The following is a 19,344-nucleotide window of genomic DNA, read 5'->3' on the forward strand; positions in this document are numbered from 1 at the left end:
CGGTTGTTACACGAAAAAATCCCAAAAAATGTAGGATTTTATGCGATCTCACTCACGGCACAGATTCGCTCTAGCCGTTAGTATTCGCGCCATGTGTTGAGCAGCTATTGCACTCTAGTCGCAATAGTTATGCAAGAAACCAAACGAATCATGGTCCCTCTGACCTGTGGCCGTACAGCGAACGCCCTACACTATAATGATTTACTGGCGGCCACCTACTTTCCTTCGACTATTCAATATCATCACTCTGCTTTGCCGCTAAGCGCGGTGCTTGTAACACCAATGCAGTCATAGTGCGTAGTTGCGCTGCGAGCTCGTCATTCCAGCTCGGCCAGATACGAGAAATATAGGCGTTGCCCCCTTCTCCTGCAGCCATAAAGCTGTCGTTGAATGTATCCGCCATCTTCTTCAACGATTTTTCTTCATCATCTACCCAATTTCCACGGTTAAACCCTGCTTCCACACAGGCTAATGACGTTCTTGGAAAGTAAACCAGTGGCTCGGTCATCCCCTGATAAAACAAACGAACAAGCTCTGATAAAAGTGATTTGGCAGACTGCGCATCGTCGATTGGCGGGTAGACCAAATGTACGACGCCCTCTTTTCGGTCATAACCGATCATATGAGTGCGCTTACTGTGCCCCATCGCTGACATTGCAAGGTGATCAATCCAAGCCGATAAGTAATCTTGAGAACGAATTTTCCCGCTGCGATAGCGAACAAGCCCAGATTGATAATTTTGAGTTAACCAACCTGTCAAATGAACATTTTTACTTTCCCCCAACACATCTAACGTTAGTTTCACTTCAAGATCGTCACCCGCCGAGCCACATAGGAATGTTAGTTTCTCCACTAGCTCTTCCGCCTGAACGCGGTTGGTTTCAAACTCAATATCACCAAAGGCACCAACGGGGAGCTTACCCTTCGCGCGTTGCTCATCCACAAATGCTTTAATAATCGACTTCGTCTCACTAGGCGCTGCGGTGAGTTGATGCTTGAGTAGGTTATCGAGCAATCCATCTCGCATCTGATAGCTTTCGAGGCCATTAAGAATAAAGGGTTCATCATCCTCCATTACAGGCAGTGGCGGCTCAAACATCACTTTTAAACGGCGATTAAAGAAGTACTGCACAGGTAGGCGCCAGAATCGTTGCAACTCAACCAAATCTAGGTCCAGCGGATAGGTTGCATCCAACAAATAGTCAGCCAAACGTTGATTAAACTCGCCGCTAACTTGCCCTTGTCGGTTCGCAGCAGGCAACCACTCTTTCGCGTAACTTGGCTTTTCACCAGTAAAAGCGTTGGCACTAAATGGCACCATTGAATGATGGTTAACTAGCTCGGCTAACAACCTTTCGCCAGACTCATCGCTGGCTAAAGGATCGTCCCCCTCCAAGCAGTAATTTTGATGGCAATATTCCATCAACTCAGACACCAACACTGAAGGGACGCGTTCAGTGTTGTCTTGAATCGATCGGCCAACATAACTGATATAGAGCGTTTGCTGCGCTGAGAGAATCGCTTCCAAAAATAGGTAGCGGTCATCATCTCGACGAGAACGGTCACCCGGTTTAGTGCGTCCGTTCATTAAATCGAAACCTTCAGGCGGGACAGAACGCGGATAAACGCCATCATTCATCCCGAGAAGGCATACCGCTCTGAACGGGATAGAACGCATTGGCATCAAGGTACAAAAGTTCACTTGGCCTGCTAAAAAGCGTTGACTGACTCGGGTGCCAGACAATTTGTTTTGTAGATACTGCGTAAGAATGGATGGCGCTAGCTCTTGCTCAAACGCAGCATCGACTAACTGCTCTTTGAGGTTTGATAAGGTGTCTCGAATGGATTTGAGCGCCGCCTCGCCTTCAAGCTCAACGCTAAAGAAATCATCAAGTAACAGAGTCAGCACTTCACGCCAACTGTCGATCGACTGAGTTTGCTGCAACTTAAAACGATAATCGCTAATAGTTTCAATAAAGTGCGCTAACTTACCAGCCAGTTCTGATCCTAAGCCTTGCACTTCGTTGTAAGGTGCTAGGGTGCCAGAAGTGGACTCAAACAGCCCTGCAGATTCTGGCATAGCGTAGCCCAATAGCATCCGCTCAATGCCAAACTGCCAAGTATTTTGCATCGTTTCAGGCAGATCAAACTCTTGCCCTGTCGACGAGTTTAAACCCCAGCGAATGCCGGACTCTTCGACCCACTGCTTGGCAAGAAGAAATTCGTCTTCAGTGAGCTCAAATCTCGCCAAGATCGCAGGCGTCTCGAGCAGTTCAAGTAACTCAGTGGCAAGGCAGCGAGTATTAGGTAAGCTGACGAGCTGCATAAAGGCATTTAAAATCGGGCTTTCTTGATCGGCCGTTCGGTCAGAAATCGAGTAAGGGATAAAACGCTCACCAGGCGCATTACCAAACACCGCTTGAATCGCTGGGCTGTAGGCATTGATATCTGCCACCATGACAATAATGTCACGCGGCTTGAGGCTTGGATCAGCATCAAACATGGCGAGCAGTTGGTCATGTAACACTTCCACTTCACGCATCGGGCTGTGACAAGCGTGCAGAGTGAGTGAATTGTCTCCCAGCTGCATCACCTGTTTATGAGCGCTACTCTCTAACTGCTCATCATCTTGGTGCTCTTCTAGGTTAAGAATATCGGCCTGCAATTGATGGAGCAGTGAGTCACGCTCAACGTCAACAAAAGCTTCAATTTCATGAGACTCAAGCTGAGACAGCAAGTACATGTTATCTCGACCTAGTTTGCCCATCGACGCCAGTAGACTGTTACCTACGGCATCGGTGTGAAGCTCATCAATCAGATTATCTTCAATCGAACCTTTTAGTTGCTCACTCTCACCTTGCTGCTCAGAATGATCTTGCTGCCACACAACGTGCTTACGATGTTTAGCCGCCAAGCGAGCGAGAAACTTTCTGTCACGCACTTCACCCCAGTAGTATCGACAAGGGTTGGTGAACATCAAGTGGACATCAATATGTTCACCTATCGCTTTAAGAGCATCCATATAGCGTGGCGGCAATGAGGTAATACCAAATACAAAGAGACGTTTAGGTAGATGTTCGAAATTGCCAGAAAAGTTATCGAGCATATCAATAAAGTGCTCATACAGATTGGCACGATGATAAGGCGACTGGCCTAGAGCAAGCGTGTGATCATACAGCGCCTGCCATAGAACAGGCTGCCAAGGGTGCTCATCTTCCAATTCGGCAACAGGTAGCCCTGCTTCCCAACTCGCAATCCACTCAGGGCGATACACCAAATAGCCATCGAAGATATCAGCGATTTTTTCCGACAACTGGTAGAGCTTTGAATCATCTTCGTCTTGCTCTAAGTAGCGCTGCAGAGGCTCAAACTCAGGTTGGGTGAGCATGTTTGGCAAAATGTGCATTAACTTCCAAGTCATCGACTCTTTATTGAATGCACTGCGCTTTGGCACGTCGGGAAGGACTTCCGTAAACATATTCCAAATGAAGGTCGCAGGAAGTGGAAAGTCGATGTTTGCCGCTACACCAAATTCCTTGGCGAGCTCCATTTTTAACCACTGAGACATGCCTGGGCTTTGGACCAGAATTTGCTCTTTCTCAAATGGGTTTTCTAATGGGTTGAGCCGAACCAGCTCGACAAGTAAGGACTTTAACACGTCCACTTGGTTGGAATGGTAGACAGTAAACAAAATGCACTCACACTATTCTCGCCACAATTGGGTTGAGATTAGCATAAGTGCACGATTTTCTAGATAAATATACGCTTAGAAAAAGCCTAAAAGGTTACGCATTACTCACAATGCCACGATGAGGCTGATAGAAGTGGAAATAACGCAACGCGACATAACCCACAACCAAAGTCGCAATAATCAGTTCCACGCCAGCAAGCCAATGCACTTGAGCAACGTAGTGATCCTCTACCCCAATATTTTCCATCCAAGCAGCCAATTTAAATAGCGCTGTTGAGCCAATCACCATAGGGAAGGTAAACGCTGCATAGCCCGGACTAAACGGCAGTCTCAATAACTTAAAGAAAGCCAAATAGATTATCGCGGTCATCAGTATTGCAATGCCAAAAAGCACGCCGACAATCACTGGTGAAGGGTCAGCAGTCACTGTTAAGTAGCCCGCTAACGACAGACTGGCTGGTGCTGCCATTATCGCCATAGTAGGTTTTGCTACATCAGGAACTTCATGGGTGAACATAAAGCGATAAATCATCATCGGCAACATCACCGCATACGCCACCATGCCAAAGATCAAAGCACCGTGAGCGACCACATCAAGTGCTGGGTTGCCAGAAAAAGAGACATCGGCAACCACTATGCCTACAGGTGGGACAAACCAACTTGGCACCATATGATGAAGCTCAAATGACTGAGAGCGATGGTAAACAAAGCTAGCCAAAAAGATGATATGTAGAGCGACGGCGACTAACCACAAGGCATCGCCCGCTAACGGAAAAAAGTGCCCGAGTGAATTCGAGACAACCATAGTCCCCATTGCGAAAGTTGGGACCACACTTCCAACGACTGGGTGCGCTAAATCTTGGCGCAGTAAATGATTATGGAACAGAAACTTCACCGCAAGGATCACCAGTAACACACTGGCGATAGCAGCCCCGCTCCATTGCGCGACGCCATAGAAAGGCGCGGCGTTTTCCCAACACCAACCCAAACTGGCAATCCCTAGCGCTAAGCCAGCCATTGGAGTCGGCGCTCCCATTACTTTTGCTTTTGCTGCTTTAATCATGTTGCCTTGCCTCACACTCTCTTAACGACAGAGCCAGTTTACGCTTGCTAAACGTTCGGTAATATCTAATTATTTAGAACAGTCGTTCAACTATTCTTAACATTCTTTATGGCCACGAATATCTCTCTCAAACAGCTCAAAGTGTTTATTGCTATTACTCAGCACGACACGCTCACTGCCGCCTCAGATGCCCTGTTCTTGTCCAAAGCCGCCGTCAGTATGGCACTCTCAGAACTAGAGAAGCAGATTGGCCATTCGCTGTTTGATCGAGTGAACAATCGTCTTATCCTCAATCAAGAGGGGCAGAAATTACTCCCTTTGGCGGATGAGATCATTGAGCGATCGCAAGACATTGAGCAACTGTTTGATAACGACCAGACTCTTTCTGGTCAATTGAGGATTGGGGCCAGTGATACCATCGGCAATCAAGTCGCCCCCTATTTACTCCGAGACTTCCGCCGCGAAACTCAGCATGTCTCGCAAAGCCTGTTTATATCTAACTCTGCGCTCATCTGTCAGAAACTCGTCGACTATGAGCTTGATCTTGCATTGATTGAAGGAAAAACACTCCACCCTCAGCTGACTTCAACGCAGTTTAGTGAAGATGAAATGTGTGTGATCTGCGCGCCGAGTTCCGAGCTGGCCGAACAAGCAAGAATCACACTGGGTGATTTCGAAGGCAGTTACTGGATTCTGCGTGAGCCGGGATCAGGTTCAAGAGAGTTCTTCTTACGAGCCATTGCCCCTAGGATTGAAGAGTGGCATGAGTCATTTCAGTTAAACACCACAGAAGCACTGATTAATAGCGTTTCTGCAGGGCTTGGATTAGGCTGCTTATCGAGACTTGCTGCAGAGCCTGCAATCAAGGATGGCCGAGTGGTAGAGTTAACCCTGCCGCTCGATATGAAAAGGCGCTTTTGGCTGCTGGTTCATAAAGAGAAATACCAAAGCCCACTGCTTAAAGCCTTTATAGAATACTGCCATCAATGGCGTAAAGAGTAGTCACTTAGATCCCAGAACCAAGCTCTCACCTAGACTTAACTGGTTAAAAACTGTATAAACAGCCAGTGAATATTTTTGATAATTTGAGTTAGAGGAACAACCATGGCTGTAATCGTCAAGTACGTGGTCGAACGCAACGGAGAAGAGAAAATGACTTTTACCTCTAAAGCGGAAGCTGACGCATATGACAAAATGCTCGATATGGCTGATGAGCTTTTTGAGCTACTAGGTAAAAGTGAACTGCTAGAAGATGAAGGCAAGAAAGAAGACTTGGCTATGTTCCTAGCACAAAATAAAGAAGAAGTGCTTTACGCTCTAGGTGCTAAACGCAAGCCAGCACCAAAGAAAGCGAAAAAGATTGAAGCGGTTGAAGACGCGCAAGACGACGCAGCGTAATATCTCCAAGCCGGCTAAAATCCAAAACCTCAACCTCTGTGTTGAGGTTTTTTGCTTTATGCACTCCCTATTTAGGGAAAACGAAGCGACCTATCTTTACCCTAATATCTTTTTCTTCAGCTGCTAGAATAGCTCATCATAACCAAGATGAGCGTATGCCAATGAAGTACCATATTGAAGTTTGTATCGACAATCTAGAATCCCTACACAATGCGATTAGCGGCGGTGCAACTCGGATCGAACTCTGCTCTTCTCTCGCTCTAGGCGGGCTTACTCCTAGCTTTGGTTTTATGAAAAAAGCCGCTCAGATCTCCTCTATTCCTGTCTACGCAATGATTCGTCCAAGACAAGGGGATTTTCTTTATGATCAAGATGATGTCGACGCCATGCTGCTAGATATTGAAGCCGCTGCTGAGGCAGGTCTTCAAGGTGTCGTATTTGGCGTACTGACTGCAAATGGAGATGTAGATTTGCCGTTGGCCACTCAATTGGCTGAGCGCGCAAAGCTGCATGGTCTTGGGTTCACTTTCCACCGTGCGATTGATCAGTCTTCAAACTGGCAACAAGCGCTAGAAGCAGTCATCAGTCTCGGTGCGGAGCGCATTCTAACCTCAGGCCTTGCTGCGAATGTTATTGACGGTAAAGAAGTACTTTCACAGATGGTTGAACAGGCTAATGGACGTATTTCCGTTATGGCTGGGGCAGGACTTACCTCAGATAATGTGAGTACCATAATCAACCATACTGGCGTTCGTGAGGTTCATCTATCTGGAAAGACGACTCGAGCTAGCGGCATGAACACCATCAGTGATAAGGCAAAAATGGGCAATGAGAATCTTGATGATTTCATCGTTCCAATTACTAACAAGGCCGCGATAGAAAAAGTCGTCAACGTCCTCAGTTAATGGTAAAAAGGTGGCGGTTTAGAGGATTACATTCCTCTGTTCAATAGGTATAAACCTCTTATCAAGGATGGAGTATGGCAAAGGATCTGTTTTACAGCTTAGACTTAAATCTGTTGAGAACCTTTCTAGTGTTGTCTCAAGAGCTGAATATGCGTAAAGCTTCTCAGAGGTTATTCGTTTCCCAGCCTGCGATTAGCCAATCTTTGCAGAAACTTCGCCACCACTTTGATGATGAGTTATTTGTCAAAGTACCCAAAGGCCTAGAAGCCACCTCTTTTGCCGAGCAACTAGCACAAGCGATTGCCCCTCACCTCGATGGGCTTGCTGGAGCTTTAAATCAAAATGAGAGCTTTGATCCAAAAGAGCTTACGGGTTCAATCAAAATTGCGGTCGCGCCAATCGTACTGACATGCCTTTCAGGTACCTTGTTTCCACGTTTCAGAGAACACGCACCAAACTGCATGATTGAGTTAGTGGGCTGGTCGAAAGACACGTTCACTGATATTCAAAAAGGTGATGTACTTTTTGGTGTGAACTTAGATCTCAGTACTCCACAAAATGTATCCGCAAAGAAATTAGTCGAACTCCGTGGTCAGTTGATCGTGCGTAAAGATCACCCTTTGAAAAAGAAAACCGCCACGGCGTTTGATATGGAGCCCTACCCGATTGCTTCCGTTATTACTCCGGGATGGAATGATAACTTTGCCTATGCTGCAGAAATTATGAAGCAGGAAGGGGCAAACCCGAACATCGGTTTTCGTTCCGAGTTTGTCATGGCTGTCGTCGACGTCATTCAACACACCGATTTTTTCCTCCCCCATTCAAACTTATTCCCAGTTCAAAACTTTCCGAATCTAAAAGCGATTGATGTACTGATTCAGGGGCAACCTTACCATCACCAAATTTACAGCTATTACCACAATAAATATCGTCATAACCCATTGATTCATTGGGTTTATCAGCAAATTCTAGCTGTACTCGAAGAGCAAATTACTAATAAGTAATACTTATTAGCTTAATAAATTTTACGGATTAGCCAAATCAACATCCTTACCCCATTATCACTGACGAAATTTCTTAACCAGTAGAGGAATTACTGGCGAAGGGATAAGCGTAGTGAACACTTCTCTTTCTATATCTTTGTGACTCTGCTTTTCCTACCCAACAAGGACGTGAGTTTATTTATTTACACATTGCGCTCAGAGCGCGGTTAATACTCAACAGACTTTTAGGTAGTGAATTATGAAAAAATCACTTATCGCACTTATCGTTGCTGGTTCATTTGCTTTGGCTGGCTGTTCTTCTTCAGGTGGTACTGATGTTAACGATCGTGACATCGATCCTGAATGGGGTGTTGTACCACCACCAGTGCAGCCGCCAGTAGATAACACACCAGATCGCCCACAACCAGAAGTCGATCCAGACTTTGGTGTTGATACAACTCCTGATTGGGGCTTAGAACCTGTTGATCCTGACTTTGGGATCACACCAGATGACACTCCTGACCGCTTACCACCAACTTGGGGGGGCGCATGTGGCTCACCTGATGACGGTGCAAACTGTGACCCGATTCCACCGAAACCGCCAGCAGATGTAGATAACGACTGGGGAATCAGTACAGATCCAGAAGTCAGTCCTTCTATCAATAGCATCGACCGTAATAAAGTACGTGACGCAGTTCGCTCTCGCCTAAACGGTTAACCCTTAATTGAGCCCTTAGAGTTCTAAGGGCTCTCTATCAAAGTGAAACAATGAAAAAACTTTCAATAGCTTGCTTAGCGGGGCTTATAAGCCACTCTGCTATGGCAAATATCACTGTATCTATTGAAAAGGACTTCTTAGAGTTTGGTATATACGCACCACTTTTTGATGAGGCTTACTTGTTCGTTGGCGCTGATACGGATGATTGGTTGGGCGTTGGTGTCGGCTACTACTATGACATAAACCCACAATGGAAATTAGGAGCTTATTACGAATACGGCTTATACGACGATTGGTTGATGCACGAAGTCGGGATTGATGGCGTTAAAACATCTAGTCACCAAGTAGATCTCTCCGCCACTCACTATTTTACTAAAAGCGCAGCAAAAATCGGCATCACAGCTGAACATGTGCGTAATGGCTTCACATGGATAACGGTGGATGATGTAGACAAGTACTCAATCTATTTAAGTGCTTCTCACTACCTTCAGCATGTCTATTTCACTGGGAAATATGAACATTACTTAGCGATCGATCAATCCGATATGGAAGACTTTAATCAAGGTCACGCAAATATATGGGAGCTATCTATTGGCTCAATGCATCCACTGTTCAACTTTTATCCCTATACAAAAGTAAGTGTTTTTGATCCCAATGGTACCTATTACGGCCAAAGAAACTCAGATGTCACCTTCTCTATTAACGGCACGTTCTCATTCAGATGAGTAACGGGCGAGTAAGCACTTAACTGAGCACCCATGATGAAGAAACACTTTTTAGCCTTAATGCTTTTAACGCCATTTTCAGCTGCTGTGAGCGGGCTGCATATTTCTCCTGAACTTAAGATGGGCCCTTACTATGGTTCGGGTTTATCCGGTGGTGGTTTACAGCTTGGCGTCACCGATGTGGCCGGCCTTGATGCGCTGTACCTTAGTTACTCGCACACATCAGCCGAACTTTTATGGAATAAAGACAGATTAAAAACCTACCGAGTTGGTGGTCAATATCATTTTATCAATCAACCGGTAAAATTTGGTCTTCAGCTAGAAGCAGGTATCGTAGAGTATGACGGCCGTCGTGACCCAATTTTTAGCGGTGAAACTCAATATGCAGAGGGGACAGGAGCCAGCTTTTCAGCGGCTTGGGTATTCTTTCCTACCGATAATTTAGGTATTCGACTGGGTGGCGATTTCAACTACATCGACAAAAGCAAAACATTGTTGGAGTCAACTTGGTCTGCCACCCTAGGTACCGGAGTCATCTTACACTTTTAGCGTAGCGCATCGTCAATGCTTTGTTCGCCCAAGTGGCGAACATCTTTGCCTTTAACAAAGTAGATGATGTATTCACAAATGTTTTGGCATCGATCCCCAACTCGCTCAATCGCACGGGCTGACCACATCACTTGTAGGATGTTCGGAATGTTTTTCGGATCTTCCATCATGTAAGTCATTAACTGACGAATCACCGCTTCATATTCGGCGTCAATCTTGTCATCAAGCTTGTACACTTCTGCCGCCGCATCGACATCCATACGGGCAAACGCATCCAGCACTTGGTGTAACATGCTGATCGCTTGTCGACATAAAGGTTCTAGTGACACATGGAACTGACGCTGCTTAGTTGACGGGCTCTCTATCGCCACATAAGCAATTTTACTGGCAACATCACCAATACGCTCTAGGTCAGTAATCGTTTTGATGATCGCCATAATAAGGCGCAGGTCTTTCGCGGTAGGCTGACGTTTCGCAATGATGCGAGTACAAGCCTCATCAATCGAGACTTCCATGGAGTTAACTTTGTGGTCATCACGAACGACTTTCTTAGCAAGTTCAATATCATCCTTATGCAGAGCCTGCATCGCAAATGACAGCTGCTGCTCAACCAATCCGCCCATCGTCAGTACATGAGTACGGATTGATTCTAATTCGACATTAAACTGGCCTGAAATATGACGCCCAAAATTCATAAATAAAGTTAATCCCTATTTGTAAGTGAAGAAGAAAGATCGCTGTTAACACCGCTACAGTTTCAAATATGACGAACAAGTCTAACCATATCTACCTGTAATGTAGTCTTCCGTCTGCTTTTTCAATGGAGAAGTAAAAATGGAGTCGGTATCTGAGTACTCGATCAATTTCCCCATGTGAATAAATGCAGTGTGATCACTGACTCGCGCCGCCTGCTGCATATTGTGCGTAACAATAACTACAGTATATTTCGTTTTGAGCTCATTGATTAGCTCTTCAATGGTTAACGTAGAAATTGGGTCCAGCGCTGACGTTGGCTCATCCAATAATAAAACTTCCGGTTCGATTGCGATCGCACGAGCAATCACTAATCGCTGCTGTTGACCACCCGATAGTCCAAACGCATTTTCATGTAAGCGATCTTTGACTTCATCCCACAAGGCAGAGGCTCTTAACGATCGTTCGACGGCATCATCCAAAGCTCGGCTGTTTTTCACACCTTGTAGGCGTAGCCCGTAAACCACATTCTCATAGATTGACTTAGGGAACGGGTTAGGTCTTTGGAATACCATGCCAACTCGACGGCGTAACGTCGCGACGTCAACTTCTGGATCGTAGACATTTTTACCGTGCAGCTTCACTTTACCTTTCACACGGCACCCTTCAACCAAGTCATTCATTCGATTGATGCAGCGAAGCAATGTCGATTTCCCACACCCTGATGGACCGATAAACGCCGTCACTTGGCCTTTAGGAATACGCATCGAAATATCACTCAAAGCCTGAGCATTTTGATAGTGCAAATTCAAACCTTCGATAGCGATGGCTGTCTTCTCATCACTCAAATTATTGACATCTAATGGCGTCGGATAGCCCAGTGTTTGATTAACAGAAAACATGATTAATCTTGTCCTAAAGTTCGATATTTCTCTCGTAGATTATTTCGGATACTGATTGCAGTTAAGTTCAGTCCGATAATCACCGTTACGAGTAAAAATGACGTTGCGTAGACCAATGGTCGTGCGCTTTCGATGTTGGTAGTTTGGAAGCCAACATCGTAAATATGGAAGCCTAAATGCATGAACTTGCGCTCTAAATGCAAAAATGGGAACTGACTATCAACCGGTAAGCTAGACGCCAACTTCACCGCCCCTACCAACATCAAAGGAGCCACTTCACCTGCCGCCCTTGCCACTGCAAGAATCAATCCCGTAATAATAGCAGGGCTCGCCATAGGCAATACAATGCGCCACATTGTCTCAAACTGCGTAGCCCCCAGCGCCAATGAGCCATTGCGCACAGAACTAGGGATACGCGCCAAACCTTCCTCGGTTGCGACAATCACAACGGGCAAGGTTAAAACCGCAAGAGTGAGTGCTGACCATAGCAAACCTGGTGTACCAAACGTCGGTGCAGGTAGTCGCTCAGCGTAGAAAAGCGAGTCAATCGATCCACCTAAGGTGTAGACGAAAAAGCCTAAACCAAAGACACCGTAAACAATAGAAGGAACACCCGCTAAGTTGATTACCGCAACCCGAATTAAACGAGTAAAAGCGTTGTTTCTTGCGTATTCATGAAGATAAATCGCGGCAACAACACCCAACGGCATAACCACTACAGACATGATCAATACCATTAAAACAGTGCCAAACATCGCCGGAAATACCCCGCCTTCCGAGTTTGATTCTCTAGGATCATCAGACAAAAACTTCCACGCTTGTTGGCTCCAACGTACCAGCTTTTGCCCCAATGACATCTGGTTTGGATACCAAATATCAAGCATTTGGCTAAGCGGTATCGTCACTTGCTGGCCCGTCATATCTTCAACTAGCAAGCCTTGCCTAGCTAACTTGTCACGAAGGGAGTCCAGCTTAGCTTCTGCTTTCGCCAGCATATCCATATAGTTGGCGTATTGCTTGTCGTATTGCTCTATGAAAGCATCATCTAAACGATCATTGAGTCGACGTTTACGCTTTTCTAATCTGAGGCGCTCGGCTTGAGCACTAATAACCCGGACTTCTCGCGCGATAATACGGTCAATCTCTTCGCGCAAGGTATCGGCAAACGACAAACCTGAAATGATATTTCTTTCAACTTCGCGCGTTATCTTGCCATTATCGAGCACATAGCCAACAGGTTTACCATAAAAATCACCACCACGAGTACGCTCGATAACCGCCCAACCTTCAGGCTTGGTCGGCGGCATCAAATCCAGTTCAAGCAGTGTGAAAAAATCCGCATCATAGAGATCGCGGTTGGCTACCTTAATGCTGACACGTTTCGCCAGCCCACGCTCAACAATGTTTTCAGGCAACTCGATGTCCATTTCAGTCAAATGACTGATTGGCACGTACTCTTGAGAATAGATCTGCCCGACCAGAATATTCCCTTGCTTGGTTTCCCATTGATAAAGAGGCGCAGGCCAAAAATAGGAAAGCCCTTTCCAACCAATAAGCAGCAATAGCCCTAACACAGACAACAGGCTAATGCTGACCGCACCACCTGTTAACCATATCCAAGGAGAGCCTGATTTTAACCACTTAAACACGTTGATTGTTTCCTAATCTCATAAACTAAAGTGAGCGATATTTTTCACGAAGACGCTGACGAACCCACTCCGCTAACGAGTTAACCGCAAAGGTAAAGATAAGCAGCAGTAAAGCCGCTAAGAACAGTAATCGATAATGAGAGCTGCCCACTTCTGACTCTGGCATCTCAACCGCAATGGTCGCTGAAAGCGTGCGCATTCCTTCAAGAATATTCCAATCCATAATTGGCGTATTACCCGTCGCCATCAGCACGATCATGGTTTCACCCACAGCGCGCCCAAGTCCCATCATTATCGCCGAGAATATCCCCGGACTCGCCGTAAGTAAGACAACATGAGTCAAGGTTTGCCATTGCGTAGCACCAAGAGCGAGTGAACCGTCCGATAAGTGTTTAGGTACCGAAAAAATAGCATCTTCAGCAATCGTAAAGATGGTCGGAATCACCGCAAAGCCCATGGCAAAACCAACAACTAAGGCATTACGTTGGTCAAAATCGACCCCATGCTCTGCGAGATAGACTCGAACATCGCCTTCGAACAACCATGATTCAATGTTGCCGCTTTGCGCAAGAATAAGAACTGAGATGACCACTATCGCTGGCATCAAGATGGCCGCGTGAAGGCCATTCGCAAACTGGCTTGTCCAACGCTTAGGCAATTTGTGCCACATCATTCCCACCAGAATGGTCGAAATTGGCAAAAACAGCATCAAGGCTACGATAGCTGCAAGATGTGTTTCAACGATAGGTGCAAACCACAAACCGGCTAAGAAACCAATGATCACCGTAGGCAGTGCTTCCATCAATTCTATCGACGGTTTCACGACCCGTCTCATCTTCGGCGTCATGAAGTAAGCCGTATAAATCGCACCGAATACAGCAATCGGTACTGCAAATAACATGGCGAATGCCGCTGCTTTTAACGTGCCGAATGCGATAGGTACTAAACTGAACTTCGCTTCAAATTCATCGCTGGCTGACGTGGTTTGCCAAACAAACTCTGGCTCTGGGTAACTCTCGTACCATACTTTTTGCCACAAAGAAGACACCGACACTTCAGGGAATGGGTTGTCCACCTTGGCCAAATTTAGCCCTTGTTCGGTTAAAGCCAGTAAGTAGGACTCATTTTTCGACATGGCTGCAAGATATGGCGCTTTCTGGTACGCACGCTTAAAGATCACTAGCTTTTCACTGGTTGTATAGTGACTTTGAACTGTGCCGTTGAAGTAAAAGCTATAAAAACCTTTTCGGTAGGTGTCCGGCAGCAAGAATTGCAGCTCTGATGCTAGTTTAAATTCGCGAATATGAGTTAATGATCTTTGCCCATCAGCCAGTACATCAAACCATTGTGAAACCAAGCCATCACTGTGAGTCACCAGTAAAGAGTACGCCCCTGCCAACAGGTCAATATCAATCACATCATGCTTGGCTTTGCCCTGACTAAGATCGAGTACTTCACGCACCGAAAACGTGTTATTTCCCTTTTCAGCAATCGCGACGTCAGAGCCCGAACGTAGATAGATGGTGTTACCATCAGGTGTAACTAACAACTGGTCTAAGCCTTTCACCGCTTCAGGAAAGATGAAGCTTTTCACTTCTGACTCTTCGTTCGTCCAACGAATCTCTATTGAGCCGTCATCATACCAACCCGCTAAGGTCACGTCTCTTTCCGCCGCAAACGCAAACTTTTGCAGTCGTTTACCTTCGACCTTAAGATCAAATGCAGGGGAGAGCTCAACCACATTAGGAGAGAACTGACGGCGATTATGCTGAAACTCCGAATCCAAGCGAGGTTTGAAAATCTGGACATCACCTTGACTAGAGGCAAATGCATACCAACCGTAGGCTGCTAGGGATTGAGAAAAGAGGCTACCCGACTGGGCGATACGCTGGGTTAAAACGGGTTGCGTTGTCGGTTCGGTAAGTGACCAAAAGTCGATGGTGCCTTGGTCTGAAATGACAAAAGCGTTGTCACCATAGTCATCCACACCGACTGCGATAGGCTGTTCTGTGGTTATTTCAACACTACGAACATCGGGCGTGATCCTAGCATCACCAAACAGTGGCAACACCATTATCGCAAGGTAAACAAAGATCAAAACCAGTGCAGCCAATACACTTACGCCACCAGCAGATACAGCCAAGCGAACTAATCGATCTTTGATTAGTCGTTTTCGATCACGTTCTCGCAATGAGAATTCTGCTTTGGCCATTCCTATCTCTTACCTATTTTCGTCCGAGTGTATAATATTTCCGTAAGGTGACAATTATATTACAGATCGCATTAAACAACTGAAAACAATGCAATAAAAAAGTGCAATAAAAGTGTCATACTAACACTTTAAGTTGCTAATCACTTCGAGGTAGTTCACCTCAACCGTGATCGTCAGGCAGGGAATAGGGTTAGTTATGAGTGCAGAGAAACTGTATGTTGAGAAAGAACTAAGTTGGTTATCGTTCAACGAACGAGTGCTACAAGAAGCGGCAGACAAAACGGTTCCTCTCATCGAACGAATCCGATTTCTAGGTATATTTTCCAATAACTTAGATGAATTCTACAAAGTTCGTTTTGCCGACGTTAAACGCCGAATCCTGATCAATCAAGAACGCGGCGGTAATGACAACTCAAAGCACCTTCTGACAAAAATGCAGACCAAAGCGCTCAAGCTCAATGAACGCTTCGATGAACTTTACGCAGAGTTGATTCGAGATATGGCAAGACGTCGTATCTTTCTCGTAAATGAGAACCAGCTCAGTGAGACTCAACAAAAGTGGGTTAGAAAGTATTTCCGCAAAGAGGTACTTCCGCACGTTACACCGCTGATGATGCGCGATGATATCGACGTACTGCAGTTTCTGAAAGATGAATATGCCTACATTACCGTTGAGTTAAAAAAACACGATCAAAGCAAATACGCTCTACTTGAGATCCCAACTGATCACCTCCCCCGCTTTGTCATGGTGCCGGAGCAAAAAGGCAAACGCCGTAAAACCATCATCTTACTTGATAACATTATCCGCTACTGCCTTGATGAATTGTTCCGAGGGTTCTTCGATTACGATGAGCTCAATGGCTACGCTATGAAGATGACTCGAGATGCGGAGTACGATTTGAGTCACGAGGTGGAACACAGCCTGCTAGAGCAAATGTCGGAGGGGGTTAGCCAACGATTAACAGCGATGCCAGTCCGATTCGTGTATGAGCGCGAGATGCCACAAGATATGCTCGATTTCTTATGCGATAAGCTCAAGATATCTAACTATGACAACCTTATCCCTGGCGGTCGTTACCACAACTTTAAAGACTTCATCGACTTCCCAAATGTTGGCCGTGAGTACTTAGAGCACAAGTCGCTTCCTCCAATGAGATGCGGTGACTTCGACGGTTTTGATAACAGTTTTGATGCGATAAAAAACCAAGATATTCTGCTCTACTACCCATATCATACGTTCGATCATATCTCTGAGTTGGTTCGACAAGCATCGTTTGACCCCAAAGTTCTGAGCATAAAAATCAACATCTACCGTGTCGCTAAGAACTCACGCCTAATGAACTCGTTAATCGATGCAGTCCATAACGGTAAGAAAGTCACGGTTGTCGTCGAACTTCAAGCTCGATTTGACGAAGAAGCGAATATTGAGTGGGCAAAGGTGCTCACCGAAGCGGGCGTACAAGTCATTTTTGGCGCACCCGGCCTCAAAATCCACTCTAAACTGCTACTGATTAGTCGCCGTGAAGAGGAAGAGATCGTTCGTTACACTCACATTGGTACAGGTAACTTCCACGAAAAAAACGCCCGTATCTATACCGACTTCTCACTACTCACCGCCAACACAGAGCTCACCGATGAAGTACGCAATGTCTTTGATTACATCGAGAATCCGTATCGACCTGTGCGCTTCAATCATCTTATCGTTTCACCACGTAACTCTCGCAAACAGTTGTACAAGATCATAGACAGCGAAATCGCCAATGCCAAAGCAGGTAAAAAAGCAGAGTTGATACTGAAAGTGAACAACTTGGTCGATAAAGGGCTGATTAATAAGTTATACGGCGCTAGCGCCTCAGGCGTAAAGATTAAGATGATCATTCGCGGTATGTGTTCGCTCGTACCTGGAATTGAAGGGGTAAGTGATAACATCAAAATCATCAGCATTGTCGATCGCTTCCTAGAGCACCCGCGTGTTGTGATTGCCCATAATGGTGGTGATCCGCACGTTTACATCTCTTCCGCTGATTGGATGAAGCGCAACATAGATCATCGCATTGAAGTTGCTACACCAGTTCGTGACCAACGTCTTAAACGACGAATTATTGATATCATTAACATCCATTTTACCGATACAGTAAAAGCAAGATGGATAGATAAAGAGATGAGCAATAGTTACGTACCACGCGGAAACCGTAAGAAAGTCCGTTCACAAATTGCCATTTACGACTATCTTAAAAACATAGAAAAACAAACAAAGAAACGTAAATCGCAGTTACCGACCAATCAGGATAAGTAGCTGCCGATACAATTGCGCAGCTATAAATTTAGATTGGTATCCAATGACTCAAACACAGGACATTCGTGACGTTGCCGCGATAGATTTAGGTTCCAACAGTTTTCATATGGTCGTGGCTCGAGTCGCCGAGCAAGACCTTCAGCTTGTCAGCCGACACAAGCAACGTGTTCGCTTAGCTGCAGGGCTAGATGCTCAGCAGAATCTCGACAACGCTTCCATAGAAAGAGGTTTAGAATGCCTAGCAATGTTTGCCGAGCGCCTGCAAGGGTTTGAGGTCGACAACGTTCGAATTGCCGCGACTCACACTCTTCGACAAGCCAATAACGCGCATATTTTCCTCCAACGCGCGCGTGATATTCTCCCCTTTCCTATTGAAATCATTCCTGGTGTTGAAGAAGCTCGACTGATTTACCTTGGCGTGGCCCATACTCAGCCAGGGTCAGATTCAAAACTCGTGGTGGATATAGGAGGCGGCAGTACCGAGATGATTATTGGTGATGGATTCGACCCAAAGCTCATCAACAGTAAACAAATGGGTTGTGTCAGTTACACCAAAAAGTACTTCGCCAATGAGAAACTATCGAAGAAGAACTTTGCCAAAGCGACGCTCGCTGCCGAGCAAAGAATGGAGTCATTAGCCTATCGCTACAAGAAAAAAGGTTGGGATATTGCCTTCGGTTCTTCAGGGACAATCAAAGCCATTCGAGAAGTTTTAATTGGTTTGGGCTACAGCGACGGCATTATTAGTGCAAAACGGTTAGATAAATTGGTCTGCGCCTTATGCGAGTGGGAAACCATTGATGAAATTGAACTAAGCGGATTAACCCCAGAGCGAAAACCAGTTTTCGCCGCGGGTGTCGCGATTCTTTGTGCGGTATTCCAAAGCTTAAAGATTGACGAGATGCACTTCTCAGAAGGGGCTTTGAGAGAAGGCCTCTTGTTCGAAATGGAAGACAGCTTCAAACGCTCCGATATCCGCATGCGAACAACGGAAAGCCTCGCGAGCAAGCACCTAGTTGATTTAGAGCACGCCGCTAAAATTAAAGGTCAAGCGAAAGAGTTTTTACAACAAGCCCATAAGGAACTGGGCATTAAAAAGAGTTCAGAGCTGTTTGAACTGCTTGAGTGGAGCGCACTATTACATGAAGTTGGGCTGAGTATCAGCTTACAAGCTTTCCATCGCCATTCCGCTTATATTTTGCGTCACACCTATATGCCAGGTTTTAACCGAGAGCAACAACGGGTACTGGCAACGTTGGTGCGATTCCAGCGTAAGGCGTTAAAACTACATGAAATGGAAGAGTTCACACTGTTCAAGAAAAAACACATCATCGGACTTATTCGTATTTTACGTTTGGCAATATTACTCAATGGCCAACGCAACGATGATCCTCTGCCTAACTTGTCTTTGTCTATTGAAGAGGATAAGTGGTCACTTACTTCTGATGAGGATGAGTGGTTAGAAAACAATAAATTGCTTCACGCCGATTTACTGTCCGAGCAAGAGTATTGGCACAATGCAGGTTGGGAACTGCACTTCTGAAACTAAAAGGGAGCCGA

15 protein-coding genes are annotated in these 19,344 nt (G+C 45.7%); 9 read left to right on the forward strand and 6 right to left on the reverse strand.

The genetic code is table 11. The annotated features are described in order from the left end of the window. Nucleotides 1-229: 229 nt before the first annotated feature. Nucleotides 230-3,691, reverse strand: coding sequence for an exodeoxyribonuclease V subunit gamma (gene recC / locus F0231_RS04775; protein ID WP_171758577.1), 3,462 nt, complete (start codon nt 3,689-3,691; stop codon nt 230-232). A 94-nt stretch (nt 3,692-3,785) separates the two neighbouring features. Next, a complete protein-coding gene (locus F0231_RS04780) occupies nt 3,786-4,754 on the reverse strand; it encodes a TDT family transporter (protein ID WP_171758578.1) in 969 nt (322 codons plus the stop codon). A gap of 108 nt (nt 4,755-4,862) precedes the next feature. Between F0231_RS04780 and F0231_RS04785 the strand changes: the two genes are divergently transcribed. From F0231_RS04785 to F0231_RS04815, 7 genes are all read left to right on the forward strand, one after another. Beyond that, entirely contained in the window at nt 4,863-5,756 is an 894-nt protein-coding gene (locus F0231_RS04785; protein ID WP_171758579.1) for a LysR family transcriptional regulator, read from the forward strand. Between the two features lie 102 nt (nt 5,757-5,858). Then, nucleotides 5,859-6,152 (forward strand): YebG family protein, encoded by a 294-nt coding sequence (locus tag F0231_RS04790; protein ID WP_171758580.1) that lies wholly within the window; start codon nt 5,859-5,861, stop codon nt 6,150-6,152. 161 nt (nt 6,153-6,313) lie between these two features. Further along, nucleotides 6,314-7,057, forward strand: a complete 744-nt coding sequence (locus F0231_RS04795; RefSeq protein WP_171758581.1) for a copper homeostasis protein CutC — start codon at nt 6,314-6,316, stop codon at nt 7,055-7,057. A 74-nt stretch (nt 7,058-7,131) separates the two neighbouring features. Then, nucleotides 7,132-8,061, forward strand: coding sequence for a LysR family transcriptional regulator (locus tag F0231_RS04800; protein ID WP_171758582.1), 930 nt, complete (start codon nt 7,132-7,134; stop codon nt 8,059-8,061). 238 nt (nt 8,062-8,299) lie between these two features. Next, complete coding sequence (locus F0231_RS04805) at nt 8,300-8,758, forward strand: hypothetical protein (RefSeq protein ID WP_171758428.1); 459 nt, start codon at nt 8,300-8,302, stop codon at nt 8,756-8,758. Nucleotides 8,759-8,808: 50 nt separating this feature from the next. Next, the gene (locus F0231_RS04810) at nt 8,809-9,483 is read left to right on the forward strand and encodes a hypothetical protein (protein ID WP_171758583.1); all 675 of its coding nucleotides are present in this window, start codon (nt 8,809-8,811) and stop codon (nt 9,481-9,483) included. Nucleotides 9,484-9,516: 33 nt separating this feature from the next. After that, a complete protein-coding gene (locus tag F0231_RS04815) occupies nt 9,517-10,032 on the forward strand; it encodes a hypothetical protein (protein WP_367613459.1) in 516 nt (171 codons plus the stop codon). Here F0231_RS04815 and phoU read toward each other — a convergent pair. The 4 genes from phoU to F0231_RS04835 all read right to left on the reverse strand — a co-directional run bounded on the left by phoU (nt 10,029) and on the right by F0231_RS04835 (nt 15,488). Continuing rightward, nucleotides 10,029-10,727, reverse strand: coding sequence for a phosphate signaling complex protein PhoU (gene phoU, locus F0231_RS04820; protein ID WP_171758584.1), 699 nt, complete (start codon nt 10,725-10,727; stop codon nt 10,029-10,031). The genes F0231_RS04815 and phoU overlap by 4 nt on opposite strands. Before the next feature lie 81 nt (nt 10,728-10,808). Next, nucleotides 10,809-11,627 (reverse strand): phosphate ABC transporter ATP-binding protein PstB, encoded by an 819-nt coding sequence (gene pstB / locus F0231_RS04825; RefSeq protein ID WP_171758585.1) that lies wholly within the window; start codon nt 11,625-11,627, stop codon nt 10,809-10,811. A 2-nt stretch (nt 11,628-11,629) separates the two neighbouring features. After that, nucleotides 11,630-13,276 (reverse strand): phosphate ABC transporter permease PstA, encoded by a 1,647-nt coding sequence (pstA, locus tag F0231_RS04830; protein WP_171758586.1) that lies wholly within the window; start codon nt 13,274-13,276, stop codon nt 11,630-11,632. Between the two features lie 25 nt (nt 13,277-13,301). After that, nucleotides 13,302-15,488, reverse strand: coding sequence for an ABC transporter permease subunit (locus F0231_RS04835; protein WP_171758587.1), 2,187 nt, complete (start codon nt 15,486-15,488; stop codon nt 13,302-13,304). A 196-nt stretch (nt 15,489-15,684) separates the two neighbouring features. Here F0231_RS04835 and ppk1 point away from each other — a divergent pair, with 196 nt between their 5' ends. Both ppk1 and ppx read left to right on the forward strand, forming a co-directional pair. Next, on the forward strand, nt 15,685-17,784 hold the full coding sequence (gene ppk1, locus F0231_RS04840; RefSeq protein WP_171758588.1) for a polyphosphate kinase 1: 2,100 nt from the start codon (nt 15,685-15,687) through the stop codon (nt 17,782-17,784). Nucleotides 17,785-17,827: 43 nt separating this feature from the next. Beyond that, nucleotides 17,828-19,327: an exopolyphosphatase gene (gene ppx / locus F0231_RS04845; RefSeq protein WP_171758589.1), complete on the forward strand. Its 1,500-nt coding sequence runs from the start codon at nt 17,828-17,830 to the stop codon at nt 19,325-19,327. The last annotated feature ends 17 nt before the right edge of the window (nt 19,328-19,344 follow it).

Origin of the sequence: Vibrio sp. RE86, from assembly GCF_013114545.1 — a bacterium.
GTDB lineage: Bacteria > Pseudomonadota > Gammaproteobacteria > Enterobacterales > Vibrionaceae > Vibrio.